The 22,485-nt window shown below is 65.2% G+C and carries 24 protein-coding genes and 1 other RNA gene; 14 read left to right on the top strand and 11 right to left on the bottom strand.

Going from position 1 to position 22,485, the window contains the following annotated elements; translation table 11 throughout:
- Window positions 1-364 precede the first annotated feature (364 nt).
- The 5 genes from glnA (at window position 365) to ntrC (ending at window position 5,770) form a co-directional block, all read left to right on the top strand.
- A complete protein-coding gene (glnA, locus tag PSEK12I1_RS0100215; protein WP_017639449.1) occupies window positions 365-1,771 on the top strand; it encodes a glutamate--ammonia ligase in 1,407 nt (468 codons plus the stop codon).
- 160 nt (window positions 1,772-1,931) lie between these two features.
- Window positions 1,932-2,453 (top strand): DUF4124 domain-containing protein, encoded by a 522-nt coding sequence (locus tag PSEK12I1_RS0100210; RefSeq protein ID WP_027600334.1) that lies wholly within the window; start codon window positions 1,932-1,934, stop codon window positions 2,451-2,453.
- Window positions 2,453-3,091, top strand: a complete 639-nt coding sequence (locus PSEK12I1_RS0100205) for a DUF4124 domain-containing protein (protein ID WP_027600333.1) — start codon at window positions 2,453-2,455, stop codon at window positions 3,089-3,091. Before PSEK12I1_RS0100210 ends, PSEK12I1_RS0100205 begins: the two co-directional genes overlap by 1 nt.
- Before the next feature lie 171 nt (window positions 3,092-3,262).
- Window positions 3,263-4,327: a nitrogen regulation protein NR(II) gene (glnL, locus tag PSEK12I1_RS0100200; protein WP_027600332.1), complete on the top strand. Its 1,065-nt coding sequence runs from the start codon at window positions 3,263-3,265 to the stop codon at window positions 4,325-4,327.
- 12 nt (window positions 4,328-4,339) lie between these two features.
- Complete coding sequence (gene ntrC / locus PSEK12I1_RS0100195) at window positions 4,340-5,770, top strand: nitrogen regulation protein NR(I) (protein WP_007161316.1); 1,431 nt, start codon at window positions 4,340-4,342, stop codon at window positions 5,768-5,770.
- 861 nt (window positions 5,771-6,631) lie between these two features.
- Here the strand turns inward: ntrC and ppx are convergent.
- The 5 genes from ppx to PSEK12I1_RS0100170 form a co-directional block, all read right to left on the bottom strand.
- Window positions 6,632-8,131 (bottom strand): exopolyphosphatase, encoded by a 1,500-nt coding sequence (ppx, locus tag PSEK12I1_RS0100190; protein WP_027600331.1) that lies wholly within the window; start codon window positions 8,129-8,131, stop codon window positions 6,632-6,634.
- Window positions 8,132-8,243: 112 nt separating this feature from the next.
- On the bottom strand, window positions 8,244-8,975 hold the full coding sequence (locus PSEK12I1_RS0100185) for an amino acid ABC transporter ATP-binding protein (protein ID WP_027598184.1): 732 nt from the start codon (window positions 8,973-8,975) through the stop codon (window positions 8,244-8,246).
- Window positions 8,962-9,612: an amino acid ABC transporter permease gene (locus PSEK12I1_RS0100180; RefSeq protein WP_169854531.1), complete on the bottom strand. Its 651-nt coding sequence runs from the start codon at window positions 9,610-9,612 to the stop codon at window positions 8,962-8,964. Before PSEK12I1_RS0100180 ends, PSEK12I1_RS0100185 begins: the two co-directional genes overlap by 14 nt.
- Window positions 9,609-10,274 (bottom strand): amino acid ABC transporter permease, encoded by a 666-nt coding sequence (locus tag PSEK12I1_RS0100175; RefSeq protein ID WP_027598186.1) that lies wholly within the window; start codon window positions 10,272-10,274, stop codon window positions 9,609-9,611. The genes PSEK12I1_RS0100180 and PSEK12I1_RS0100175 overlap by 4 nt, the downstream gene beginning before the upstream one ends.
- 13 nt (window positions 10,275-10,287) lie before the next feature.
- Entirely contained in the window at window positions 10,288-11,070 is a 783-nt protein-coding gene (locus PSEK12I1_RS0100170) for a transporter substrate-binding domain-containing protein (protein WP_027600330.1), read from the bottom strand.
- A 267-nt stretch (window positions 11,071-11,337) separates the two neighbouring features.
- Between PSEK12I1_RS0100170 and PSEK12I1_RS0100165 the strand changes: the two genes are divergently transcribed.
- The 5 genes from PSEK12I1_RS0100165 to PSEK12I1_RS0100145 all read left to right on the top strand — a co-directional run bounded on the left by PSEK12I1_RS0100165 (window position 11,338) and on the right by PSEK12I1_RS0100145 (window position 16,522).
- Window positions 11,338-12,033 carry a FadR/GntR family transcriptional regulator gene (locus PSEK12I1_RS0100165; protein ID WP_027600329.1) on the top strand — a complete coding sequence of 232 codons (696 nt, stop codon included), beginning with the start codon at window positions 11,338-11,340 and terminating at the stop codon, window positions 12,031-12,033.
- A 107-nt stretch (window positions 12,034-12,140) separates the two neighbouring features.
- Window positions 12,141-12,467 carry a thioredoxin TrxA gene (trxA, locus tag PSEK12I1_RS0100160; RefSeq protein WP_017639417.1) on the top strand — a complete coding sequence of 109 codons (327 nt, stop codon included), beginning with the start codon at window positions 12,141-12,143 and terminating at the stop codon, window positions 12,465-12,467.
- Between the two features lie 227 nt (window positions 12,468-12,694).
- Window positions 12,695-13,957, top strand: coding sequence for a transcription termination factor Rho (gene rho / locus PSEK12I1_RS0100155; RefSeq protein WP_007161344.1), 1,263 nt, complete (start codon window positions 12,695-12,697; stop codon window positions 13,955-13,957).
- Window positions 13,958-14,075: 118 nt separating this feature from the next.
- Window positions 14,076-15,542, top strand: a complete 1,467-nt coding sequence (ubiD, locus tag PSEK12I1_RS0100150) for a 4-hydroxy-3-polyprenylbenzoate decarboxylase (protein ID WP_027600328.1) — start codon at window positions 14,076-14,078, stop codon at window positions 15,540-15,542.
- Window positions 15,543-15,553: 11 nt separating this feature from the next.
- Complete coding sequence (locus tag PSEK12I1_RS0100145; protein ID WP_027600327.1) at window positions 15,554-16,522, top strand: CDP-6-deoxy-delta-3,4-glucoseen reductase; 969 nt, start codon at window positions 15,554-15,556, stop codon at window positions 16,520-16,522.
- A gap of 100 nt (window positions 16,523-16,622) precedes the next feature.
- Here the strand turns inward: PSEK12I1_RS0100145 and glpT are convergent, their stop codons facing one another.
- Window positions 16,623-17,963 carry a glycerol-3-phosphate transporter gene (gene glpT, locus PSEK12I1_RS0100140; RefSeq protein WP_027600326.1) on the bottom strand — a complete coding sequence of 447 codons (1,341 nt, stop codon included), beginning with the start codon at window positions 17,961-17,963 and terminating at the stop codon, window positions 16,623-16,625.
- Between the two features lie 190 nt (window positions 17,964-18,153).
- Here glpT and PSEK12I1_RS0100135 point away from each other — a divergent pair, with 190 nt between their 5' ends.
- Window positions 18,154-19,179, top strand: coding sequence for a DUF5924 family protein (locus tag PSEK12I1_RS0100135; protein WP_027598191.1), 1,026 nt, complete (start codon window positions 18,154-18,156; stop codon window positions 19,177-19,179).
- A gap of 44 nt (window positions 19,180-19,223) precedes the next feature.
- On the top strand, window positions 19,224-19,637 hold the full coding sequence (locus tag PSEK12I1_RS0100130) for a flagellar basal body-associated protein FliL (RefSeq protein ID WP_027600325.1): 414 nt from the start codon (window positions 19,224-19,226) through the stop codon (window positions 19,635-19,637).
- Between the two features lie 9 nt (window positions 19,638-19,646).
- On the opposite strand, the gene PSEK12I1_RS0100125 is transcribed toward PSEK12I1_RS0100130, so the two are convergent.
- Complete coding sequence (locus tag PSEK12I1_RS0100125) at window positions 19,647-20,102, bottom strand: EVE domain-containing protein (RefSeq protein WP_027600324.1); 456 nt, start codon at window positions 20,100-20,102, stop codon at window positions 19,647-19,649.
- Between the two features lie 182 nt (window positions 20,103-20,284).
- Between PSEK12I1_RS0100125 and PSEK12I1_RS24695 the strand changes: the two genes are divergently transcribed.
- Window positions 20,285-20,449 carry a hypothetical protein gene (locus tag PSEK12I1_RS24695; protein ID WP_169742417.1) on the top strand — a complete coding sequence of 55 codons (165 nt, stop codon included), beginning with the start codon at window positions 20,285-20,287 and terminating at the stop codon, window positions 20,447-20,449.
- Here PSEK12I1_RS24695 and PSEK12I1_RS0100115 read toward each other — a convergent pair.
- From PSEK12I1_RS0100115 to PSEK12I1_RS0100105, 4 genes are all read right to left on the bottom strand, one after another.
- Window positions 20,416-21,051 carry a 5-formyltetrahydrofolate cyclo-ligase gene (locus PSEK12I1_RS0100115; RefSeq protein WP_027598194.1) on the bottom strand — a complete coding sequence of 212 codons (636 nt, stop codon included), beginning with the start codon at window positions 21,049-21,051 and terminating at the stop codon, window positions 20,416-20,418. The two genes, PSEK12I1_RS24695 and PSEK12I1_RS0100115, sit on opposite strands and share 34 nt — an antisense overlap.
- Window positions 21,052-21,060: 9 nt before the next feature.
- Window positions 21,061-21,238: non-coding RNA, 6S RNA (gene ssrS / locus PSEK12I1_RS24180), on the bottom strand.
- Window positions 21,239-21,296: 58 nt separating this feature from the next.
- The gene (locus PSEK12I1_RS0100110; RefSeq protein ID WP_007161335.1) at window positions 21,297-21,605 is read right to left on the bottom strand and encodes a cell division protein ZapA; all 309 of its coding nucleotides are present in this window, start codon (window positions 21,603-21,605) and stop codon (window positions 21,297-21,299) included.
- The gene (locus PSEK12I1_RS0100105; protein ID WP_007161334.1) at window positions 21,602-21,832 is read right to left on the bottom strand and encodes a TIGR02449 family protein; all 231 of its coding nucleotides are present in this window, start codon (window positions 21,830-21,832) and stop codon (window positions 21,602-21,604) included. Before PSEK12I1_RS0100105 ends, PSEK12I1_RS0100110 begins: the two co-directional genes overlap by 4 nt.
- A 98-nt stretch (window positions 21,833-21,930) precedes the next feature.
- On the opposite strand from PSEK12I1_RS0100105, the gene PSEK12I1_RS0100100 reads away from it, so the two are divergent.
- Window positions 21,931-22,485: a UPF0149 family protein gene (locus PSEK12I1_RS0100100; protein WP_027598195.1), complete on the top strand. Its 555-nt coding sequence runs from the start codon at window positions 21,931-21,933 to the stop codon at window positions 22,483-22,485.

The raw sequence follows: 22,485 nt of genomic DNA, 5'->3' as shown, positions 1-22,485 counted from the left end.
CAACGCGAAAGAAAAGGGCGAATATGATACCTGAAAACCACCCGGCACTCGAATTCGCCCGACAAAATCACCCAAGGCGCCATTAAGGTGCATCCGCCGAATTAAGCGCACCAAATTGGTGCCTGAATACGGCCTCCATTGACCTGAAAACGGCACGACAGGCGCCAGGACGGCCCTCCAGCCCATTTAGGGGCACTGGCATACAACTTGCTCTCTTGTGAGGCAGCCGCCCCTGGGCCAGCATAGGGCGCTTTTCGTGGAACGCCGGTCGCTGACCAGGCAGTACGGGAGCGCCCCTCAAGGGCACAGCTGATACCGGGAGTACCGCCAATCGCTCCCGGCCGAAATTCCTCTGGAGGAAACCATGTCGAAGGCTGTTCAACTGATCAAAGAAAACGACGTGAAGTGGGTAGACCTGCGCTTCACCGACACCAAAGGCAAGCAGCAACACGTCACCATGCCGGCGCGTGACGCGCTGGACGAAGACTTCTTCGCCCACGGCAAGATGTTCGACGGCTCCTCCATCGCCGGCTGGAAAGGCATCGAAGCCTCCGACATGATCCTGCTGCCCGACGACAGCACCGCCGTTCTGGATCCCTTCACCGAAGAGCCGACCCTGATCCTGGTCTGCGACATCATCGAACCCTCCACCATGCAGCCCTACGAGCGCGACCCCCGCGGTATCGCCCGTGCTGCCGAGGAATACCTGAAGTCCACCGGCATCGGCGACACCGTGTTCGTCGGCCCGGAGCCCGAGTTCTTCATCTTCGACGAAGTGAAGTTCAAGTCGGACATCTCCGGCTCCATGTTCAAGATCTTCTCCGAGCAGGCTTCCTGGAACACCGATGCCGACTTCGAGTCCGGCAACAAGGGCCACCGTCCGGGCGTCAAGGGCGGCTACTTCCCGGTACCGCCGGTCGATCACGACCACGAAATCCGTACCGCCATGTGCAACGCCCTGGAAGAGATGGGCCTGGTCGTGGAAGTCCACCACCACGAAGTGGCGACCGCTGGCCAGAACGAGATCGGTGTGCAGTTCAACACCCTGGTCAAGAAGGCCGACGAGACCCAGACCCTGAAGTACGTCGTGCACAACGTGGCCGATGCCTACGGCAAGACCGCCACCTTCATGCCCAAGCCCCTGTACGGCGACAACGGCTCCGGCATGCACGTGCACATGTCCATCTCCAAGGATGGCAAGAACACCTTCGCTGGCGAAGGCTATGCCGGTCTGTCCGATACCGCCCTGTACTTCATCGGCGGCATCATCAAGCACGGCAAGGCGCTGAACGGCTTCACCAACCCGTCCACCAACAGCTACAAGCGTCTGGTGCCCGGCTTCGAAGCCCCGGTCATGCTGGCCTACTCGGCCCGTAACCGCTCCGCCTCCATCCGTATCCCCTATGTGTCGAGCCCGAAAGCCCGCCGCATCGAGGCCCGCTTCCCGGATCCGGCTGCCAACCCCTACCTGTGCTTCGCCGCCCTGCTGATGGCCGGCCTGGACGGTATCCAGAACAAGATCCACCCCGGCGATGCCGCCGACAAGAACCTGTACGATCTGCCGCCGGAAGAAGGCAAGAAGATCCCGCAGGTCTGCGGCAGCCTGAAGGAAGCCCTGGAAGCCCTGGACGCCGGTCGCGCGTTCCTGACCAAGGGCGGCGTCTTCACCGACGAGTTCATCGATGCCTACATCGAGCTGAAGTCCGAGGAAGAGATCAAGGTGCGTACCTTCGTGCACCCGCTGGAATACGACCTGTACTACAGCGTCTGATCCCGCTGCATTAAGGTAAAGAGGCCTCCTTCGGGAGGCCTTTTCTTTTGCCTTGGGAAAACCGCCGCGACCGACGCCTGGGCATAGCGGCCAGGTTGCCTACCTGCGCACCGGGCGCGCCTGCTACCCTTGATCTCCACTGCCCGGCCGAGATTCCGCCATGCCTCGCCTGCTTGCCTGCTGTCTGCTCTGCCTCGCCTGCTCCGCCCAGGCCGCGATCTACAAATCGGTGGATGCCGAAGGCAACACGGTGTTCAGCGACCAGCCCTCGGCCAATGCCAAGCCGGTGCAGGTGGCACCCACCAATACCGTGGACAATCCACGGCCGGCGCCGCCCATCCCCAGTGCGCCTGCGGCGGCGGCGACGCCCGCCGGCCCGGCCTTCAGTCGCCTGGAGGTCAATGTGCCCGACGATGAGGCCATCCGCGCCAACAACGGTACCTTCTCGGTGGGCGTATCCCTGGAACCGGCCCTGGGTGCGGGGCAGTCGCTGCAATTGCTGGTGGACGGCGCCCCCTATGGCAGCCCCGGCCAGAGCACCCGCTTCGGCGTGGCCAACCTGGATCGCGGCGAGCACCGTTTCGCGGCCCAGGTGCTGTCCGGCAACGGCGAGGTGGTCCAGACCAGCGCCGAGAAGACCGTGACCGTGCAGCGCATCAGCGTCAACAGCCCGGCCCGTTGATGCGCGCGCTCCTGACCCTGCTGCTGCTCTGCCTGCTGCTCCCCGCCCAGGCGGCGGTCTACAGCTATGTCGACAAGGAAGGCAATCGGGTCTACACCGACCAGCCGCCCAAGGGCGTCAAGGCCACCCAGGTGCCGATCACGGTGCCCAACAACCTCAATCAGCAGGGCCAGCCGACCCGCAAGCTGAGTCCGACCCCCGCCGCACCGGTGGCCAGGACGCCCAAGGCGGCGCCCTTCCGCTACCAGATGCTGCGCATTCTGGTGCCCGAACCCGATGCCACGGTGATCGATCAGGAAGGGCAACTCATCGTCAGCCTGGTCAGCGAGCCGGAATTGCAGCCGGGTCACAGCTACCGCCTGCTGCTGGACGACCGGGAAGCCGGCGCCGGACGCAGTCCGGTGTTTCCCCTGGGCGGCCTGGACCGCGGCACCCACAGCCTGGTGGCGGAGATCCTCGCCGCCGATGGCAACGTACTGGAGCGGACGCCGGCGCAGCCCTTCCATCTGCGGCGCCCCTCCCTGGAGCAGAAGCGCCGCGCCCATCCCTGCAGCGACAAGGACTGGGGCAAGCGGCCGGAATGTCCGCTGGACATGAAACCGCCCGAAGCCAAGAAATCCTGGCTACCCTTCCTATAGCGCACCTTTTTGGTGCGCTTTTTGACTGTGCACCATCTTGATACAAATCCTGTGCAGCTCCGTCCGGCGTGCGGCGGCTGTTAGTGCACGTTTCAGCCATCTGCCCTAACTCGGGGCGTCTTGGTTTGCTTCTTGCATTTTCCTATCGTCCCTATAGCGCTGTGGCCCCTCATGCCTACCGACGTCATCCACCCACTCCTGCTCGACAACCTCACCACCGCAGTCATCCTGCTGGATGCGGAGTTGCGTCTGGAGTACATGAATCCGGCGGCCGAGATGCTGCTGGCCATCAGCGGCCAGCGCAGCCATGGCCAGTTCATCAGCGAGCTGTTCACCGAATCGCCCGAGGCCCTGCAGGCGCTGCGCCAGGCGGTGGACCATGCCCACCCCTTCACGAAGCGCGAGGCGCTGCTGATCTCCACCTCGGGCAACAGCCTCACGGTGGACTATGCGGTGACCCCGATCCTGGATCGCCACAACACCCTGCTGCTGCTGGAAGTCCATCCCCGTGACCGGCTGCTGCGCATCACCAAGGAAGAGGCCCAGCTCTCCAAGCAGGAAACCACCAAGCTGCTGGTGCGCGGCCTGGCCCACGAGATCAAGAATCCCCTCGGCGGCATCCGTGGCGCGGCCCAGCTGCTGGCCCGCGAGCTGCCGGAAGAGGCGCTCAAGGACTACACCAACGTCATCATCGAGGAAGCCGACCGACTGCGGAATCTGGTCGATCGCATGCTCGGCTCCAACAAGCTGCCTAAGCTGGCCATCACCAACGTGCACGAGGTGCTCGAACGCGTCTGCAGCCTGGTGGAAGCGGAAAGCCAGGGGCTGATCAACCTGGTGCGCGACTACGACCCGAGCATTCCCGACCTGATGATCGACCGCGAGCAGATGATCCAGGCGGTGCTCAACATCGTGCGCAACGCCATGCAGGCCATCTCCCAGCAGAACGAATTGCGCCTGGGCCGGGTCACCCTGAGAACCCGCACCCTGCGCCAGTTCACCATCGGCCACCACCGCCATCGCCTGGTGTGCAAGGTGGAGATCACCGACAACGGTCCGGGCATCCCCCAGGACCTGCAGGAAACCATCTTCTATCCCATGGTCAGCGGTCGCCCCGACGGCACCGGCCTCGGGCTCGCCATCACCCAGAACATCATCACCCAGCACCAGGGGCTGATCGAGTGTGAAAGCCATCCTGGCCACACCGCCTTCAGCATCTTCCTGCCGCTGGAATAACGAGGAGTACGCATGAGCCGTCAGGAGACCGTCTGGATCGTCGACGACGACCGTTCCATCCGCTGGGTCCTGGAAAAAGCCCTGCAACAGGAGGGCATGACCACCGTCGCCTTCGACAGCGCCGACAGCGTCATGACCCGCCTCGGCCGTCAGCAGCCGGACGTGGTGATCTCGGACATCCGCATGCCGGGGACCAGTGGCCTGGACCTGCTGTCACGCATCCGCGAGATGCACCCGCGCCTGCCGGTCATCATCATGACCGCCCACTCCGACCTGGACAGCGCCGTGGCCTCCTACCAGGGCGGCGCCTTCGAATACCTGCCCAAGCCGTTCGACGTCGACGAGGCCGTGGCCCTGGTCAAGCGCGCCGGGCAGCATGCCCAGGAGCAGCAGGGCTTCGCCGAACCGGCGCACCTGACCCGCACCCCCGAGATCATCGGCGAGGCGCCGGCGATGCAGGAGGTGTTCCGCGCCATCGGCCGCCTCTCGCACTCCAACATCACCGTGCTGATCAACGGCGAATCCGGTACCGGCAAGGAACTGGTCGCCCACGCCCTGCACCGCCACAGTCCGCGCGCCGCGGCGCCCTTCATCGCCCTGAACATGGCCGCCATCCCCAAGGACCTGATGGAGTCCGAGCTGTTCGGCCACGAGAAAGGCGCCTTCACCGGTGCCGCCGCCCAGCGCCGCGGCCGCTTCGAGCAGGCCGACGGTGGCACCCTGTTCCTCGACGAGATCGGCGACATGCCGGCCGATACCCAGACCCGCCTGCTGCGGGTACTGGCCGATGGCGAGTTCTATCGTGTCGGCGGCCACACCCCGGTCAAGGTGGACGTGCGCATCATCGCCGCCACCCACCAGAACCTGGAGGGCCTGGTGCGCGAGGGCAAGTTCCGCGAAGACCTCTTCCATCGCCTCAACGTCATCCGCATCCACATCCCGCGCCTGGCCGATCGCCGCGAGGACATCCCCGCCCTCGCCCGCCACTTCCTGGCGCGCGCTGCCCAGGAACTGGCCGTGGAGCCCAAGACCCTGCGCGGCGAGACCGAGGAATACATGAAGGGCCTGCCCTGGCAGGGCAACGTGCGCCAGCTGGAGAACACCTGCCGCTGGATCACGGTGATGGCCTCCAGCCGCGAGGTGCTGATCGACGACCTGCCGCCGGAGCTGCTCAACCAGCCCCAGGACGCCGCTCCCGCCGCCAACTGGGAACAGGCCCTGCGCCAGTGGGCCGACCAGGCCCTCACCCGCGGCCAGTCCAGCCTGCTGGACAATGCCGTACCGGCCTTCGAACGCATCATGATCGAGACCGCCCTCAAGCACACCGCCGGCCGCCGCCGCGACGCCGCCGTGCTGCTGGGCTGGGGCCGCAACACCCTGACCCGCAAGATCAAGGAGCTGGGCATGAAGGTGGATGGGCCAGATGAAGAGGGGGAGGACTAGTCGTTGTAGGTTGGGCTGAGCGATAGCGAAGCCCAACGTTTCGAGTTTGGACTTATAGCTGCCTAAGCTGATTATCGCGGTTTGCTGATAGGTTTTGTTTCCCCCACCCGGGCGAGTCACTTTTTTCAAACGCGAAAAAAGTAACCAAAAACGCTGTCCCCACGTTTCGGCCCTCCGCTGCGCTCCGGGTGATTCGCTTCGCTCACCCTTCGGGCCAGCCTACGGCTGTTACTCCGCTTCGCTACGTTTCCCTCGCTCCGGCGCCGTGGCAGGGGCACGGCACGAAGGGGCTTCCTGCCCCTCGCGCCTTGCTCGGCGTCCTGCCTCGCAACCCCAGCCACGACACCGGGACTCGGCCTCACCGATGGGGGCAGGCGCTAGCCTGATGCCTGGGGGTTCACAGGTTTGTAGCGTGGAAAACCGCGCAGCGTTTTCCACTGGCGCGTAACACCGATCCCTGTGGACAAGGCTTCGCCGTTGTCCACGCTACGGGTTATTCAACTAACATTTTCAGGCTGGCGAATCGCCTCGTTCAGGAGGGCGAACGCCGGTGTCGTGGAGTGGGTCGAGCCGCATGGATGCGGCGAGAGGCCTAACGGGCCATGGACGGCCCGTGTAGGCCGACCCCGGAACGGCGCTGGCGTGAGCAGACCCGCAGCGCAGCGGAGGGCCGGATGTCTGGGGCAAGCGTTTTTGCTTACTTTTGTCCGAGGCGCGCAGCCGCGATTGGCAAAAGTGAGTCGCCCGGGTGGGCGAAACAAGAGCCATCAGCAGAGCACGATAATCAGCTAGTGCCGTGAAAGGCTAAAACCCAGGGCGTTGGGCTTCGCTCCCGCTCAACCCAACCTACGAAAAATCCCCTCAGCGTACGCTCAACCGATACCCCACCCGCTCCAGCCACTGGGCTTCCAGCTCGAAGTCGGCCTGGGTCAGGGGGTTTTCCGCCAGCCAGCCATCGGGGAATTGCACATCGAGGCTACGCTCGCCAGCGCTGAGCTGCACGTCCGGAATGCTCTTGTGGCGGATGTGGTGGAAGAGGATGGCGAAGCGCAGCAACAGCGTCAGGCGCAGCAGCGGCTCGCCTTCCGGGCCCAGCTCCTGCAGGCGCTCCAGCGGAATGTTGCGGCGATGACCACGCACCAATAGTGCCAGGGCCTGCTGATCGCGGCGGGAGAAGCCGGGCAGGTCCGAGTGCTCGATCAGGTAAGCACCGTGCTTGTGGTACTGGTAGTGGGCGATGTCCAGGCCGACGCCGTGCAGGCGCGCGGCCCAGCGCAGCAGTTCGGCATGGTTCTCGTCGGTCAGGGCCCAGGCCTCGGCGACCTGTGCCAGGGACTTCAGGGCGCGCTTTTCCACCCGCTCGGCATGGCGCTGATCGACGTGGTAGCGCTCGGCCAGGGCGTTGAGGGTGCGTTCGCGGACGTCTTCGTGGCTGTGCCGGCCGATCATGTCGTAGAGCACCCCTTCGCGCAGGGCGCCTTCGGAGAGATGCATCTCCTGCAGTTCCAGGGCCTTGAACAGGGCTTCGAGGATGGCCAGGCCGCCTGGCAGGATGGCGCGTCGATCCGGCTTCACGCCGTCGATGTTGAGCAGGTTGATGTCACCCTGCTTGAGCAGCTTGCGCTTGAGCCATTCGATGCCGTCCGGGGTGATCTCGCCATTGCCGCGGCCGGCGGCCTGGATCGCCAGGGCCACCGCGCGGATGGTGCCGGAGGCGCCGAGGGCCTGGTGCCAGCCCATTTCGCGCAGGCCCTGGTCGATGTTCATCAGTTCCAGGCGGGCGGCGGTATAGGCGCGAGCGTACTGGGCGGCGGTGATCTTGCCGTCGGCGAAGAATCTCTTGGTGAAGCTGACACAGCCCATCTGCAGGCTTTCGCGCTGCAGGGTCTCGAAGCGCTGGCCGATGATGAATTCGGTGCTGCCGCCGCCGATGTCGGTCACCAGGCGGCGTCCGGGCACATCGGGCATGGAGTGGGACACGCCCAGGTAGATGAGACGGGCCTCTTCGCGACCGGAGATGACCTCGACCGCATGGCCGAGCACGGTCTCGGCGCGCTGGATGAATTCGGCGCGGTTGCGCGCCTCGCGCAGGGCGTTGGTGCCCACCACCCGCACGGCGCCGCGCGGCATGCCGGCGATCAGCTGGGCGAAGCGGCGCAGGCAGTCCAGGCCCCGCTGGATGGCCTCTTCGCTGAGCAGGCGCGACTCGTCCAGACCGGCGGCCAGCTGGATCTTTTCGCCCAACCGCTCAAGGATGCGGATTTCCCCGTGGGAGTGGCGCGCCCGGACGATGTGAAAGCTGTTCGAGCCCAGGTCGATCGCGGCGATCAGTTCGTGGGGTTCGGCTGGCGAAGGCTGCATCTGGAGGCTCTCGGCGATAAACCGCGCCATCGTGCCAGCTAGCCGGTGGCGGCTTCAAGCGCACAGCGGTTACGGTTGCGCAAAGTGGCAGGAAAAATAGGGTTTTTCCGCCTCAGGAGGCCACCTGGCCGATGAACTGGGCCAGTTCCGGCGTCTGCGGATGGGCGAACAGCTCCTGGGGATGACCGCTTTCGTGCACCTTGCCCTGGTGCATGAACACCAGCTTGTCGCCGACCTCGCGGGCGAATCTCATCTCGTGGGTGACCATGATCAGCGTCATGCCCTCGCGGGCCAGTTGCTTGACCACCATCAGCACCTCGTTGACCAGTTCCGGGTCCAGCGCCGAGGTGATCTCGTCGCAGAGCAGCACCTTGGGCGACATGGCCAGGGCGCGGGCGATCGCCACCCGCTGCTGCTGGCCGCCGGAGAGGCGATCCGGATAGCTGTCGAATTTCTCCGCCAGGCCGACCCGTTCGAGCATCTGCCGCGCCAGGGCGCGGGCTTCGTCCTTGCTCGTCTTCTTGACCACCTGGGGCGCCAGCATCACGTTCTCGCCCACGGTCAGGTGCGGGAAGAGGTTGAATTGCTGGAAGACCATGCCGACCTTCTGCCGCAGCGATCGGAGATTCACCCGGGCGGCGTCCAGGTATTCGCCATCCACCTCGATGACGCCGTCGTTGATGGATTCCAGGCCATTCAGGGTGCGCAGCAGGGTGCTCTTGCCCGAGCCGCTCTTGCCGATGATGGCCACCACCTGGCCTTCCTCGACGGTCAGGTCGATACCCTTGAGCACATGGTGGTTGCCATAGTGTTTGTGCAGGGCGGTCACTCTAAGCAGCGGCATGCAGTCTCCTTTCCAGCCAGCGTGCGGCCAGCGACAGCGGATAACAGAGGATGAAATAGCCCAGGGCCGCGAGGCCGTAGACAGTGAAGGGCTGGAAGGTCGCGTTGGCGAGCATGCCGCCGATCTTGGTCAGTTCGGTGAAGCCGATGATGGAGGTCACTGCGGTGCCCTTGACCACCTGCACCGAGAAGCCCACGGTGGGCGCCACGGCGATGCGCAGGGCCTGGGGCAGGATCACGTGGCGCAACTGCTCGAAGCGGGTCAGCGCCAGGCTTTCCGAGGCTTCCCACTGGCCGTGGGGAATGGCGTCGACGCAGCCCCGCCAGATCTCGGCGAGATAGGCGCTGGTGAACAGCGTCAGGGCCAGGCCGGCGGCCAGCCAGGCGGGGACTTCCAGGCCCAGCAGCGACAGGCCGAAGAAGGTCAGGAACAGCTGCATCAGCAGTGGGGTGCCCTGGAACAGCTCTATGTAGCCGCGCGCCAGCAGGCGGAGCGGCCGGAGCGTCGAGTTGCGCGCCAGCAGCACCAGCACGCTGGCCAGGCCGCCGAAGAGGAAGGCCGCCAGCGACAGCAGCAGCGTCAGGCCGAGACCGCTGGCCAGGCTGCGCAGGATGTCGGCGAGAGTGAAGTCCATCAGCGCCTCCTGACGATGAAAAAGACGCCCAGCCAGTGCAGTGCCTGCCGCACGCCGATGGCCATGAGCAGATAGATGAGGGTGGTCAGCAGATAGGTTTCGAAGGCGCGGAAATTGCGCGACTGGATGAAGTTGGCGGCAAAGGTCAGCTCTTCGGTGGAGATCTGCGAGCAGACCGCCGAGCCCAGCATCACGATCACCACCTGGCTCGACAGCGCCGGCCAGACCTTGGCCAGCGCCGGGCGCAGGATCACGTAGCGCAGGGTTTCGAAGCGGGTCATGGCCAGGGCCGCCGCCGCTTCCAGCTGGCCGCGCGGGATCGCCTGGATGCCGGCGCGGATGATCTCGGTGGAGTAGGCGCCGAGGTTGATGACCATGGCCAGCACCGCCGCCTGGCCGGCTTCGATCCGCACCCCGATGGAGGGCAGGCCGAAGAAGATGAAGAACAGCTGGATCAGGAAGGGCGTGTTGCGGATCAGTTCGACATAGACCCCGAAGGCCTGGGCGAAGGGTTTCAGGCGCCAGGCGCGGCAGGTGGCGCCGACGATGCCGATGAGGATGCCGAAGAAGCCACCGATCACCGTCAGCTCAAGGGTGTAGAGCGCCCCCTTGAGCAGCAGGTCGCTCTGCGCGAGCACGGGCTGGAAGTCGAACTGATACGCCATGGCGCGTCGATCCTCAGAGAGTGGCCGGCAGGGGATCGCCCAGCCATTTTTCGGAGTTCTTGCTCAGGGTGCCGTCGGCGCGGGCCGCGTCGAGAATGGCGTCGACCTTGGCCTTGAGCGCCGGCTCGTTCTTGTTGATGCCCACGTACACCGGCGAATCCTTGAGCTTGACCTTGAGCACTGGCTCCTTGGCCGGATTGCGCGCACCTATCACCTTCATCACCACGCTGCCGCTGGCGATCAGCTCGGACTGCCCGGCCAGGTAGGCGGCGATGGTGGAGTTGTTGTCTTCGAAGCGCTTGATCACGCTGTCCTTCGGCGCCACGTCGGTGAGCGCCAGGTCTTCGATGGAGCCGCGGGTGACCGAGATCACCTTGCCGGCCAGCTGCTCGGGCGTGCTGATGGCGGCATCCTTGGGACCGAAGACGCCGAGATAGAAGGGCGCATAGGGCTTGCTGAAGTCGATGACCTTTTCGCGGTCGGGATTCTTGCCCAGGCTGGAGATGACCAGGTCGACCTTGCCGGTGGTCAGGAAGGGAATGCGGTTGGTGCTGTTGACCGGGGTGACTTCCAGCTTCACGTTCAGCTTGTCCGCCATCAGTTGCGCGGTGTCGATGTCCAGGCCGCGCGGCTTGAGATCCGGGCCGATCGAGCCGAAGGGCGGGAAGTCCTGCGGCACGGCGACCTTGAGCACGCCGCGCTGCTGGATGTCGGCCAGCTGATCGGCTTGGGCGGAGGTGTGCAGGGCGGTCAGGCCCAGGGCGAGCAGGGAGAGGGCGGTCCAGCGCTTGAGCATGACGAGACTCCGAAAGCAGGAAGGGATGGCTCTGCCCAGTGCATTTCATGTGCCAGTCCCCTGCCAGACGGGTGCAAGGGCCGTCTGGCCTGAGGATTGGTCTTACTGGTCTGAACAGTTGTCCCGCTCAGCACCCTGAACTTCCGCTTGCCGTGAGCCGCTTTGGTGCGCGGCTATGGCAGCGTGCTCTGCCTTGGGGCTGCACTTGAAGTCGCTGGAAATTGGGCATAAAAGGCAAGCTTCCGGACTGACTGGCCTGACCACGCCATGCCCCTCGCTGCCACCCGTGCCGTACCCCAATATGCCGTCGACGCCATTCGCCGGCTGATCGAGACCGAAGGCTATGCCCCCGGCGCGGCGCTGCCCGCGCAGCGCGAGCTGGCCGAGCGGCTGGGGGTGAGTCGCGCTTCCCTGCGCGAGGCGCTGTCCACCCTCAGTGCCCTGGGCCTGGTCAGCGTCCAGCCCGGGCGCGGGGTCTATGTGCAGGAAGCGACGGGCGCGACGGACGGACACTGGCCCTTCGCCGGCGAGGTCGCCGCCGCCCATGTCTTCCAGCTGAGATTCGCCCTGGAGGGCTTCGCGGCCGGCCTCGCCGCCGTCACCCTGGGCGCCGCCGACCTGGATCGCCTGGAGGTCAATCTCGCCGCCCTGCACCGGGCGCTGCGGGCCAACGAGCTGGAAGAGGCCGCCGTGCTGGATTTCGATTTCCATCGCCAACTGCTGCTGGCCGCGGACAATCCGGCCATGCTCGCGGTGATCACCAGCAGCCCCGAGCGTTTCCACGAAAGCCAGAAACTGCCCTTCGTGCGCCCCGAGCGGGCCCTGGAAACCTGGCAGGAACACCGGCGGATCCTCAGGGCGCTGAGCCGCCGCTCGCCCGCGGCCGCGCAAAAGGCCATGCGCGAACATATCCGCAATGCGGCGCTGCGCAGTGGAACCCCTTTCCCGGTACCTGCGGTCTAACATCAATGCCGGTCATAGCCACCATCAATGTTCGAATGCTTTCGAAGTGACGGCAGCAGGGCTATCATGGGCGTACTTCAAGTCGCACCCGAATTCGGAGAGAGTCAATGAGCGAATACATCACCAACGTCAGCGACGCCAGCTTCGAGCAGGACGTGCTGAAGTCCGACAGCCCCGTGCTGGTCGACTACTGGGCCGAATGGTGCGGTCCCTGCAAGATGATTGCCCCGGTTCTGGACGAGATCGCCAAGGACTACCAAGGCAAGCTCAAGGTCTGCAAACTGAACATCGACGAAAACCAGGACACCCCGCCGAAGTACGGCGTGCGTGGCATCCCGACCCTGATGCTGTTCAAGAACGGCGCGGTCGAGGCCACCAAGGTCGGCGCCCTGTCCAAGTCGCAACTGGCCGCCTTCCTCGACGCCAACGTCTGAGTCAGCCAGTCGAAAGCCCCGCCATGCGGGGCTTTTTTATGCCTGGACGGCTGGACGAGCACAGGTGCAGGTGCTAGATTCCAGCCCACGACCCCATCAGCGGGCCGTCTTCTCATCTGCTGTAGCCGTCAGTTCTCCTCTTCAGAACGCATCCCGCGAAGCTAATCTCGCATCCGGCCGCTCAGCTCGAATCCCTCCTTCGCCTCTTCTCACGTCAACATACGTCTATGAATCTGACCGAACTCAAGCAAAAGCCCATCACGGAACTGTTGGAAATGGCGGATGCCGCGGGCTTGGAAAACATGGCCCGGTCCCGCAAGCAGGACATCATCTTTGCGCTGCTCAAGAAGCACGCCAAGGGTGGCGACGAGATTTCCGGGGATGGCGTGCTGGAGATCCTGCAGGACGGCTTCGGCTTCCTGCGTAGCGCCGACTCCTCCTACCTGGCCGGTCCCGACGACATCTATGTCTCTCCCAGCCAGATCCGCCGCTTCAACCTGCGCACCGGCGACACCATCATCGGCAAGATTCGTCCGCCGAAAGAGGGCGAGCGCTACTTCGCGCTGCTCAAGGTCGACACCATCAACTTCGACCGTCCGGAAAACGCCAAGAACAAGGTGCTGTTCGAGAACCTCACGCCCCTGTTCCCCAACAAGCGCCTGACCATGGAAGCCGGCAACGGCTCCACCGAAGACCTCACCGGTCGGGTCATCGACCTCTGCGCCCCCATCGGCAAGGGTCAGCGCGGTCTGATCGTCGCGCCGCCCAAGGCCGGCAAGACCATCATGCTGCAGAACATCGCGGCCAACATCACCCGCAACAATCCCGAGTGCTACCTCATCGTGCTGCTCATCGACGAGCGTCCCGAGGAAGTGACCGAGATGCAGCGCACCGTGCGCGGCGAAGTGGTGGCCTCCACCTTCGACGAGCCGCCGACCCGCCACGTGCAGGTCGCCGACATGGTGATCGAGAAGGCCAAGCGCCTGGTCGAGCACAAGAAGGACGTCGTCATCCTGCTGGACTCCATCACCCGTCTGGCGCGTGCCTACAACACCGTGATCCCCAGTTCCGGCAAGGTGCTCACCGGTGGTGTCGATGCCCACGCCCTGGAGAAGCCCAAGCGCTTCTTCGGTGCCGCCCGTAACATCGAGGAAGGCGGCAGCCTGACCATCATCGCCACCGCGCTGGTGGAAACCGGCTCGAAGATGGACGAGGTGATCTACGAGGAATTCAAGGGCACCGGCAACATGGAGCTGCCCCTGGAGCGGCGCATCGCCGAGAAGCGCGTCTTCCCGGCCATCAACATCAACAAGTCCGGCACCCGCCGCGAAGAACTGCTCACCGACGAGGAAGAGCTGTCCCGCATGTGGATCCTGCGCAAGATCCTGCATCCGATGGACGAGATCGCCGGCATCGAATTCCTCCTCGACAAGTTGCGTCAGACCAAGACCAACAACGAGTTCTTCGATTCGATGAAGCGCAGCAAGTAAGGCGCAGTCGCATACAAAGGCCGGGAAATCCCGGCCTTTGGCGTTTCTGGGCCAGTGCTTTCTCGATGCGCGACTCAGGCGGTAGACTGCCAGACTTTCCCCAGCGCCAAGAGGCCGCATGCAATACCGAGATCTGCGTGACTTCATCCGCAGCCTGGAGCAGCGTGGTGAACTGAAGCGCGTGACCGCCCCGGTCTCGCCGGTCCTCGAGATGACCGAAATCTGCGACCGGACCCTGCGCAAGCAGGGCCCGGCGCTGCTGTTCGAGAATCCCGTGGGCTTCTCCATGCCCGTGCTGGGCAACCTGTTCGGCACGCCCCAGCGCGTAGCCTTGGGCATGGGTGCCGAGGACGTCGGCGCCCTGCGCGAGATCGGCAAGCTGCTGGCCTTCCTCAAGGAGCCCGAGCCGCCCAAGGGCCTCAAGGACGCCTGGTCGAAGCTGCCGATCTACAAGAAGGTCATCAGCATGGCGCCCAAGGTCCTCAAGGACGCCCCCTGCCAGGAGGTGATCGAGGAGGGCGAGGCGGTCGATCTGGGCAAATTGCCGATCCAGTACTGCTGGCCGGGCGACGTGGCGCCGCTGATCACCTGGGGCCTGACGGTCACCCGCGGCCCCAACAAGGAGCGTCAGAACCTCGGCATCTATCGCCAGCAGGTCATCGGCCGCAACAAGCTGATCATGCGCTGGCTGAGCCATCGGGGCGGCGCCCTGGACTTCCGCGAGTGGTGCCAGAAGCATCCCGGCCAGCCCTATCCGGTGGCCGTGGCCCTGGGCGCCGATCCGGCCACCATCCTCGGCGCGGTCACGCCGGTGCCCGATACCCTGTCCGAATACGCCTTCGCCGGCCTCTTGCGCGGCAGTCGCAGCGAACTGGTCAAGTGCGTGGGCAACGACCTGCAGGTGCCGGCCAGCGCCGAGATCGTGCTGGAAGGCGTCATCCATCCGGGCGAGACCGCGCCGGAAGGGCCCTATGGCGATCACACCGGCTACTACAACGAGGTCGATACCTTCCCGGTCTTTACCGTGGAGCGCATCACCCGGCGTCGCGATCCCATCTATCACAGCACCTACACCGGGCGGCCGCCGGACGAGCCGGCCATCCTGGGCGTGGCGCTCAACGAAGTCTTCGTGCCCATCCTGCAAAAGCAGTTTCCGGAAATCGTCGACTTCTATCTGCCGCCGGAAGGCTGCTCGTACCGCATGGCGGTGGTGACCATCAAGAAGCAGTACCCCGGCCACGCCAAGCGGGTGATGCTGGGCGTCTGGTCGTTCCTGCGGCAGTTCATGTACACCAAGTTCGTGATCGTCACCGACGACGACATCAATGCCCGCGACTGGAACGACGTCATCTGGGCAGTCACCACGCGCATGGATCCCAAGCGCGACACCGTGATGATCGACAACACCCCCATCGACTACCTGGACTTCGCCTCGCCGATCTCCGGCCTGGGCTCGAAGATGGGCCTGGATGCCACCCACAAGTGGCCGGGCGAAACCACCCGCGAGTGGGGGCGGGCGATCGTCAAGGACGAAGCGGTGGTCAAACGGGTGGACGAGATGTGGTCCAGTCTCGGGATCGATTAACGGAGACGACGATGAAGGTCACCCTGCAGCCCTCGGGTGCGGTACTGGAAACCCAGCCCGGCGAAGCCATCCTGGCCGCCGCGCAGCGCCTCGGCTACAGCGGACCGCACAGCTGCCGCAATGGCAACTGCCAGCTCTGCGCCGCGCTGCTGGTGGAAGGGCAGGTCAGCCAGCACGGCCAGACGGTCGATCACGGCGAGGTCTATGTCTGCGTGGCGGTGCCCCTGAGCGATTGTCTGCTGCAGTGGGACGGCGTCCTGGCGCCCGGCGAATTGCCGGTGCGCACGCTGGCCTGCCAGGTGGTGGCGCTGGATGACGTGGGGGGCGATGTCCGCCGGGTGCGCCTGCGCGCGCCGGCTGGACGACCGCCACGCTATCACGCTGGCCAGTACCTGCTGATCGGCCGTGAAGACGGCAAGCAGTCGGCCTTTTCCCTGGCCTCGGCGCCCCACCAGGGGCGTGAGCTGGAATTGCACGTGCTGGCGCGCGAGGCCAGCAGCCAGGCGCTGCTGGCGCAACTGGAAGGCAAGGGCATGGCCCAGGTCGAGCTGCCCTATGGGGATGCCCATCTGGCCGAGCTGCCCGATGGCCCCCTGGTGCTGATCGCCGCCGGGACCGGCATGGCGCAGATGCACAGCCTGATCGAAGACGCCCGCACCCGCGGCTTCGCCCATCCGGTGCACCTCTACTGGGGCGTGCGCACGCCGGACGACTTCTATGCCATCGAGGCCTGGGAGCAATGGGCGGAGCTGCCCAATCTCGTCCTCAACCGGGTGGTAAGCGATGCCTGTGGCTGGGAAGGGCGCTGTGGTCTGCTGCACGAGGTGGTGCGGGCGGATTTCGCCGACCTGAGCGGCCTGCACGTCTATGCCAGCGGCTCACCGGCCATGGTCTATGCCACCCTGGACGCCCTGGTGGACGCCGGCATGGACGCGCACCAGATGCGCGCCGACGTCTTCGCCTACGCGCCGCGGGGTTGATGCGGCTCGCGGCCATGCCGGTGCGCCGTAGCGACCGCTCCTACAGCTAGGTGAGCTGTAGGAGCGGCCTATGGCCGCGATTTGTCAGTGGCGTTCAGCGCTACCGCTGCGACTTGGCCACCATGCCGGTGTGTCTCAGAGTCAGTGCCAGGAAGACGATGGCCAGGACGCAGGAGCCGATCAGCAGCATGAAGCCGCCATCCCAGCCGAAGTGGTCCACGGTGTAGCCGACCAGGGCATTGGCCGCCACCGAGCCACCCAGGTAGCCGAACAGTCCGGTAAAGCCCGCAGCGGTGCCGGCGGCCTTCTTGGGCACCAGTTCCAGCGCCTGCAGCCCGATCAGCATCACCGGACCGTAGATCAGGAAACCGATGCAGACCAGGGCCGCCAGGTCGACGCCGGGATTGCCTTCCGGGTTGAGCCAGTAGACCAGGGTGGCGATCATCACGCCAAGCATGAACACCACGCCGGTGGCGCCGCGGTTGCCGCGAAACAGCTTGTCCGAGAGCCAGCCGCAGAGCAGGGTGCCGGGGATGCCGGCCCACTCGTAGAAGAAGTAGGCCCAGGAGGTCTTGTCCACCGAGAAGTGCTTGGCTTCCTTGAGGTAGGTGGGTGCCCAGTCCAGCACGCCATAGCGCAGCAGATAGACGAAGACGTTGGCAAAGGCGATGTACCAGAGCAGGCGGTTCTTCAGCACGTACTCGACGAAGATCTCCTTGGTGGAGAATTCACGTTCGTGACCTTCGCTGTAGCCCTCGGGGAAGTCCTGTTTCCAGTGTTCCACCGACGGCAGGCCGCAGGATTGCGGGGTGTCTCTCATGGCGATGAAGGCGAAGGCCGCGACCGCCAGGGCCACCACGGCCGGGACATAGAAGGCGGCGTGCCAGTCGTTGAACCAGGCCAGGCCGAGCAGGAACAGCGGACCGATCAGGCCGCCGCCGACGTTGTGGGCGACGTTCCACACCGAAACCACCCCGCCACGCTCCTTCTGCGACCACCAGTGCACCATGGTGCGACCGCTGGGCGGCCAGCCCATGCCCTGGAACCAGCCGTTGAGGAACAGCAGGACGAACATGATGCTGACGCTGGAGGTGGCCCAGGGCGCGAATCCGAACAGCAGCATCACCAGCGCCGACATCACCAGCCCGAAGGGCAGGAAGTAGCGCGGATTGGAGCGGTCCGAGACCAGCCCCATGAGGAATTTGGACAGGCCGTAGGCGATGGCCACCGCGGACAGCGCTACGCCCAGTTCGCCCCGGCTGTAGCCTTGCTCCACCAGGTAGGGCATGGCCAGCGAGAAGTTCTTGCGGAGCAGGTAGTAGCCGGCATAGCCGATAAAGATCCCGGCAAAGATCTGCCAGCGGAGACGGCGGTAGACGGGGTCGATGCGATCGGCGGGCAGCGGCGCGCGGTGGGCCGCGGGGGCGAAGATTCCAAGCATGGGAGCCTCGGTATTGTTATAGGTATTAATCGAAAGCGAACATTCCAGGTTCGTTTTCGAATATTACAATGATATTACAGCGGGTCCAGGCTTTTCCGCCCTGTGGCAGCGGCAGCCCGGATTCCCTCTTGATCTGCGGGGGTTGCGCGCCTAGGGTGGCGCGTCTTTGCCGTTGTTTTCGCGAGTCGTCATGCCTGCCTGGAAAGTCCTCTCCTCCCGCGCCCTGAACCTGGCCACCGCCCTGTTCGAACGCTATCCGCGGCTGATCGCCCTGGCCGGCTTCATCTCGGGGATCTGCAGCTTCCTGCTGGTGGACCGGCAGAAGGGCTTCGCCCCGGTGATGGCCGTGGTCATGCTGGCGAGCTGGGTCTGGCTGATGTTGGAAAACGTGCTGCGGGGCTGGGTCAGCCGCCGTTTCGGCTGGGAATTGCCGCCGCCGCTGCTGCGCTACGCCACCCAGCTGATCCACCAGGAAAGCCTGTTCTTCTGCCTGCCGTTCTTTGCCATCACCACGGCCTGGAACAGCGGCCAGGCGCTGTTCACCGGGCTGCTCGGCGCGGCCGCCCTGGTGTCCATCATCGATCCGCTCTACTACAAGGCCCTGGCGCCGCGGCGCTGGGTCTTCCTCAGCTACCACACCCTGACCCTGTTCGCGGTGCTGCTCACGGCGCTGCCGATCATCCTGCACCTGACCACCACCCAGAGCTACGAACTGGCCCTGGGGGTCGCCGTGCTGCTGTCCTTTCCCAGTCTGGCGGTGGCCTTCCGGGTACGCCTCGGCTGGCGCTGGCTGGGGCTGCTGGGGCTGTGCCTGGCCATCGGCGCCTTCGGCTGGCTGGGGCGCGCCTGGGTGCCGCCGGCCACCCTGTGGCTGACCGACATGGGCATGAGCACCAACTTCGACAGTCTCAAGCGCCAGCCCGGCGATGCGGTGAAAAGCCTGAGCATCGCCCAACTGCGCGCCCAGGGGCTCTATGCCTTCACCGCCATCAATGCGCCGCGCGGTCTGAACGAGCGCATCTACCACGTCTGGCGCCATGCCGGGCAGGAGGTGGATCGGATTCCGCTGGATATCAGCGGCGGTCGCGAGGCCGGTTATCGCGCCTGGACCCACAAGCAGAACTTCCCCGGTGACGTGACCGGCCGTTGGCAGGTGCAAGTGGTGACGGACGTCGGCCAGGTGATCGGAACCCTCAGGTTCGAGGTGACCCCTTGAGTCGTGCTGGCTATGCTGCAGCCATCCACCCGCGAGGATCCAACGTGAAAGCTGTCGTTGCCATTATGTTGTCTTTCTGCCTGGCCATGAATGTCTGGGGCGAAGAGAAGAAGGAAGGGAAGGAAGGCGAGGCGCCCAAGACCGAGTTCTACAACCTGACCCCGGCGCTGGTCGGCAACTATGGCAGCGGTCCCAAGCTCAAGTACTACAAGGCCGACATCGCCCTGATGATGACCGGCAAGGAAGCCAAGGATAAGGTCGAATTCCATGAGCCGCTGCTGCGCAATCAGCTGGTGATGCTCTTCGCCCAGCAGACCGACGAGACCCTGGCGGGTGTCGAAGCCCGCGAGAAGCTGCGCCAGGAGGCCCTCAAGCAGGTGCAGAGCGTCCTGACCCAGGAGGAGGGCAAGCCCCTGGTGGAAGACCTGCTGTTCAACAACCTGATCATCCAGCCCTGAGGTCAGCGCTCAGCCGCGGGTCGCGGCGACGATCGCCGCCCATTCCGCCGCGCTGACCGGCATCACCGAGAGGCGGTTGCCCTTGCGCAGCAGGGCGAAGTCGGCGAGTGCCGGCAACTGGCGCAGGCGCGGCAGGGTCAGCACCCGCGGAAAGGCCTCGACGAAGGCGACCTGGCGCGCCGTCCAGGGGTTGTCTGAGACACTGGCCTTGGGCGCATGATAGGGACTTTCGGGATCCAGGGCGGTGGGATCCGCGAAGGCTTCGCCGACGATGCGGCCGATGCCGGCAATGCCGGGTTCGGCGCAACTCGAATGGTGAAAGAAGAACAGCTCGTCGGGCGCCATGGCGCGCAGGAAGTTGCGCGCCTGGTAGTTGCGTACCCCGTCCCAGCGCGCCTGGCCCAGGCGTTCCAGGTCGGCCAGCGAGAATTCATCGGGTTCGGATTTCAACAGCCAGCAGGCCACGGTTCGTCTCCTGACGAATGGAGGCTCGGGAGCTTCCAGGAAAGGGTCTGGTCGATTGCAAGGGGCGACCGCTTGTCGCAGAATGCCGCGCATTCCGGATGTAGTCTGATCGTACGCGCTGAGCATAACAGGGCGACGTCCTGTCCTGCCCAAAGGTGCCAGCAAGGGGGTGGCCCAGCTCGATGAAACGCAAACCTGATCTGTTGTGGGTGCTGGTCCTGATCTTTACCCTGGGTGTCGTCACCACCGGGTACACCCAGAGCTTCTGGGAGCAGCGCCAGAGCCAGCAATACGCCCGCTATGCCAGCGACACTCAGCCGGCGCGGGAAGTCTCGCCCGTACGCTGAGCGTACCAGCCGTCATCGCTCACCACGGCCGCCATGGGCACGTCCCAGGCCGCCAGTGCCAGCCGCTCCACCTTCTGACATTCATGGGCACAGCCGATCAGCTGCGGGCTGTGCCATTGCCGCCGGCGTGCCAGATAGGCCAGGTTGCGGTCATAGAAGCCCTTGCCCATGCCCAGGCGTCCGCCCTGGGGATCGAAACCCACCAGTGGCATCAGAATCAGGTCCAGCGCCCAGGTCGGGCGCCCCAGGCGCCGATCCGGGCGCGGCTCTGCGATGCCGAATCTATTGCGCACCCAGGATTCGCCACGACCCACGCGCTGAAAGATCATCGCCGTCCGCGGCCAGCGCGAAAGCACCGGTAGGTAGGTGGCCTTGCCGCGACGCTGGGCTTCTTCGAGCAACGGACGCGGATCGATCTCGCCATCGCTGGGCAGGTAGAAGGCGATATGCCGGGCACGACGAAACAGCGGATGCTGCGCGAGCTGCCGATAGAGCTGGCGGGCGGCCTGGCGTTGCTGAACAGGGGTGAGGGCGCGACGTCGCTGGCGAAGGAGCTTGCGCAGCGCGGGCCTGCTGAGATCGGAGGAAGGCGGGGTGGTCATGAAGGAAATGAGCTCTCCGGAATGCCGCTGCCGGTGTAGCCCTTGAACCCTTGGTTCAAGGTGGGAGAAGTCGTAGACCTTTAGGCTTTCCGCCGTAGCGGACATGCACACCAGTCTGACGAGCAACCCCCGGGGTGTTGCTTATCGGCTCGGGGACATGACCGACTGGCGCACACACCAGAGAGTGGTCTCCAGTATACGCCCCTGAGCCGGGATGCAAACCCCCACCTGTCCCCGGTCGGCGATCAGGCGGTGGTGTCGTGTTCGGTGATCAGCGCCCGGTCGACGCGATCCAGCAGATCGCGAACCCGCTCGCGGGTGCTGCTGACTTCCAGGCTGACGTCGTCCTGGCGGTGCAGCAGTTCGTGGGTGATGTTGAGGGCGGCCATCACGGCCACGCGGTCGGCGCCGATGACCTTGCCGCTGCCGCGGATCTCGCGCATCTTGCCGTCCAGGTAGCGAGCGGTGCTCTCCAGGTTGGCGCGCTCGTCAGCCGGGCAGCTGATGCGATATTCCTTTTCCAGTATCTGGACGGTCACGGTCTCGATGCTCATGAGTCCTGCTCCAAGGCTTTCAGGCGTAAAATCATCGCTTCGACCTTCGATCTGGCCAATTCGTTCTTCTCGATCAACTCGGCACGCTCCTGGCGCCAGTTGCGCTCGCCCTGGCGCAGTTGTCGATTCTGCCGCTGCAATTCCTCGAGACGCAGGAGCAGGCGCTCCACACGGTCACCGAGGGCTTCCAGATCGGCGTCGAGGGGCGTGTCGCGAGACTCGCGCATGAGGGCTACAGCTCCAGAAGGGTGCAACGAGATTGGCCGCCGGCGGGGTCAGCGCGTAGGATAAGGCTTCATTCTAGCCAGCGCCTCACCTCGACGCCATGTCCAGCTCAGCATCCGCCTACGCCGCCTTCGCCACCCTGCTCGCCGAGGCCGCTCTGCCGGTCTCGCCCGCCGAACTCCACGGTCACCTGCTCGGGCGGGTCTGCGGGGGCGCGGGCTTCGACGAGAACGACTGGCTGGCCGCGGCCAGCGAGCTGCTCGGTGGCGCGCCGGGCGAGCGTCTGCAGGCGGCGCTCTCGGGTCTGCTGGGCATGGTGCAGCAGGAATTCGCCGGCCAGCAGGTGGCCTTGGTGCTGATGCTGCCGCCGGACGAGGTGCCGCTCGCCGAGCGCACCGCGGCCCTGGGTCAGTGGTGTCAGGGCTTCCTCGCCGGCTTCGGCCTGTCCGGTCGCACCGGCGAGGTCTCCGGCGAGGCGCGCGAGGTGCTCGAGGACCTGGCGGCCATCGCCCAGATCCAGGAGCCGGCCGAGGAAGGCGAAGAGGGCGAGAACGACTTCATGGAAGTCACCGAATACCTGCGCGTCGCGCCGCTGCTGCTCTATGGCGAATACGGCCGCGGTCCCATTCCCGAACCCGCGCCCGTGGTGCACTGA

Source organism: Pseudomonas sp. MOIL14HWK12:I1, assembly GCF_000510705.1.
GTDB classification, from domain to species: Bacteria; Pseudomonadota; Gammaproteobacteria; order Pseudomonadales; family Pseudomonadaceae; genus Chryseomonas; species Chryseomonas oryzihabitans.
This window is presented reverse-complemented; position numbering and strand designations above follow the sequence as displayed.

Excerpts from the sequence above, each read along its gene's own strand:
- glnA (WP_017639449.1), top strand. The coding sequence starts at position 365 with ATGTCGAAGGCTGTTCAACTGATCAAAGAAAACGACGTGAAGTGGGTA.
- PSEK12I1_RS0100210 (WP_027600334.1), top strand. The coding sequence starts at position 1,932 with ATGCCTCGCCTGCTTGCCTGCTGTCTGCTCTGCCTCGCCTGCTCCGCC.
- PSEK12I1_RS0100205 (WP_027600333.1), top strand. The coding sequence starts at position 2,453 with ATGCGCGCGCTCCTGACCCTGCTGCTGCTCTGCCTGCTGCTCCCCGCC.
- glnL (WP_027600332.1), top strand. The coding sequence starts at position 3,263 with ATGCCTACCGACGTCATCCACCCACTCCTGCTCGACAACCTCACCACC.
- ntrC (WP_007161316.1), top strand. The coding sequence starts at position 4,340 with ATGAGCCGTCAGGAGACCGTCTGGATCGTCGACGACGACCGTTCCATC.
- ppx (WP_027600331.1), bottom strand. The coding sequence starts at position 8,131 with ATGCAGCCTTCGCCAGCCGAACCCCACGAACTGATCGCCGCGATCGAC.
- PSEK12I1_RS0100185 (WP_027598184.1), bottom strand. The coding sequence starts at position 8,975 with ATGCCGCTGCTTAGAGTGACCGCCCTGCACAAACACTATGGCAACCAC.
- PSEK12I1_RS0100175 (WP_027598186.1), bottom strand. The coding sequence starts at position 10,274 with ATGGCGTATCAGTTCGACTTCCAGCCCGTGCTCGCGCAGAGCGACCTG.
- PSEK12I1_RS0100170 (WP_027600330.1), bottom strand. The coding sequence starts at position 11,070 with ATGCTCAAGCGCTGGACCGCCCTCTCCCTGCTCGCCCTGGGCCTGACC.
- PSEK12I1_RS0100165 (WP_027600329.1), top strand. The coding sequence starts at position 11,338 with ATGCCCCTCGCTGCCACCCGTGCCGTACCCCAATATGCCGTCGACGCC.
- trxA (WP_017639417.1), top strand. The coding sequence starts at position 12,141 with ATGAGCGAATACATCACCAACGTCAGCGACGCCAGCTTCGAGCAGGAC.
- rho (WP_007161344.1), top strand. The coding sequence starts at position 12,695 with ATGAATCTGACCGAACTCAAGCAAAAGCCCATCACGGAACTGTTGGAA.
- ubiD (WP_027600328.1), top strand. The coding sequence starts at position 14,076 with ATGCAATACCGAGATCTGCGTGACTTCATCCGCAGCCTGGAGCAGCGT.
- PSEK12I1_RS0100145 (WP_027600327.1), top strand. The coding sequence starts at position 15,554 with ATGAAGGTCACCCTGCAGCCCTCGGGTGCGGTACTGGAAACCCAGCCC.
- glpT (WP_027600326.1), bottom strand. The coding sequence starts at position 17,963 with ATGCTTGGAATCTTCGCCCCCGCGGCCCACCGCGCGCCGCTGCCCGCC.
- PSEK12I1_RS0100135 (WP_027598191.1), top strand. The coding sequence starts at position 18,154 with ATGCCTGCCTGGAAAGTCCTCTCCTCCCGCGCCCTGAACCTGGCCACC.
- PSEK12I1_RS24695 (WP_169742417.1), top strand. The coding sequence starts at position 20,285 with ATGAAACGCAAACCTGATCTGTTGTGGGTGCTGGTCCTGATCTTTACC.
- PSEK12I1_RS0100115 (WP_027598194.1), bottom strand. The coding sequence starts at position 21,051 with ATGACCACCCCGCCTTCCTCCGATCTCAGCAGGCCCGCGCTGCGCAAG.
- PSEK12I1_RS0100110 (WP_007161335.1), bottom strand. The coding sequence starts at position 21,605 with ATGAGCATCGAGACCGTGACCGTCCAGATACTGGAAAAGGAATATCGC.
- PSEK12I1_RS0100105 (WP_007161334.1), bottom strand. The coding sequence starts at position 21,832 with ATGCGCGAGTCTCGCGACACGCCCCTCGACGCCGATCTGGAAGCCCTC.
- PSEK12I1_RS0100100 (WP_027598195.1), top strand. The coding sequence starts at position 21,931 with ATGTCCAGCTCAGCATCCGCCTACGCCGCCTTCGCCACCCTGCTCGCC.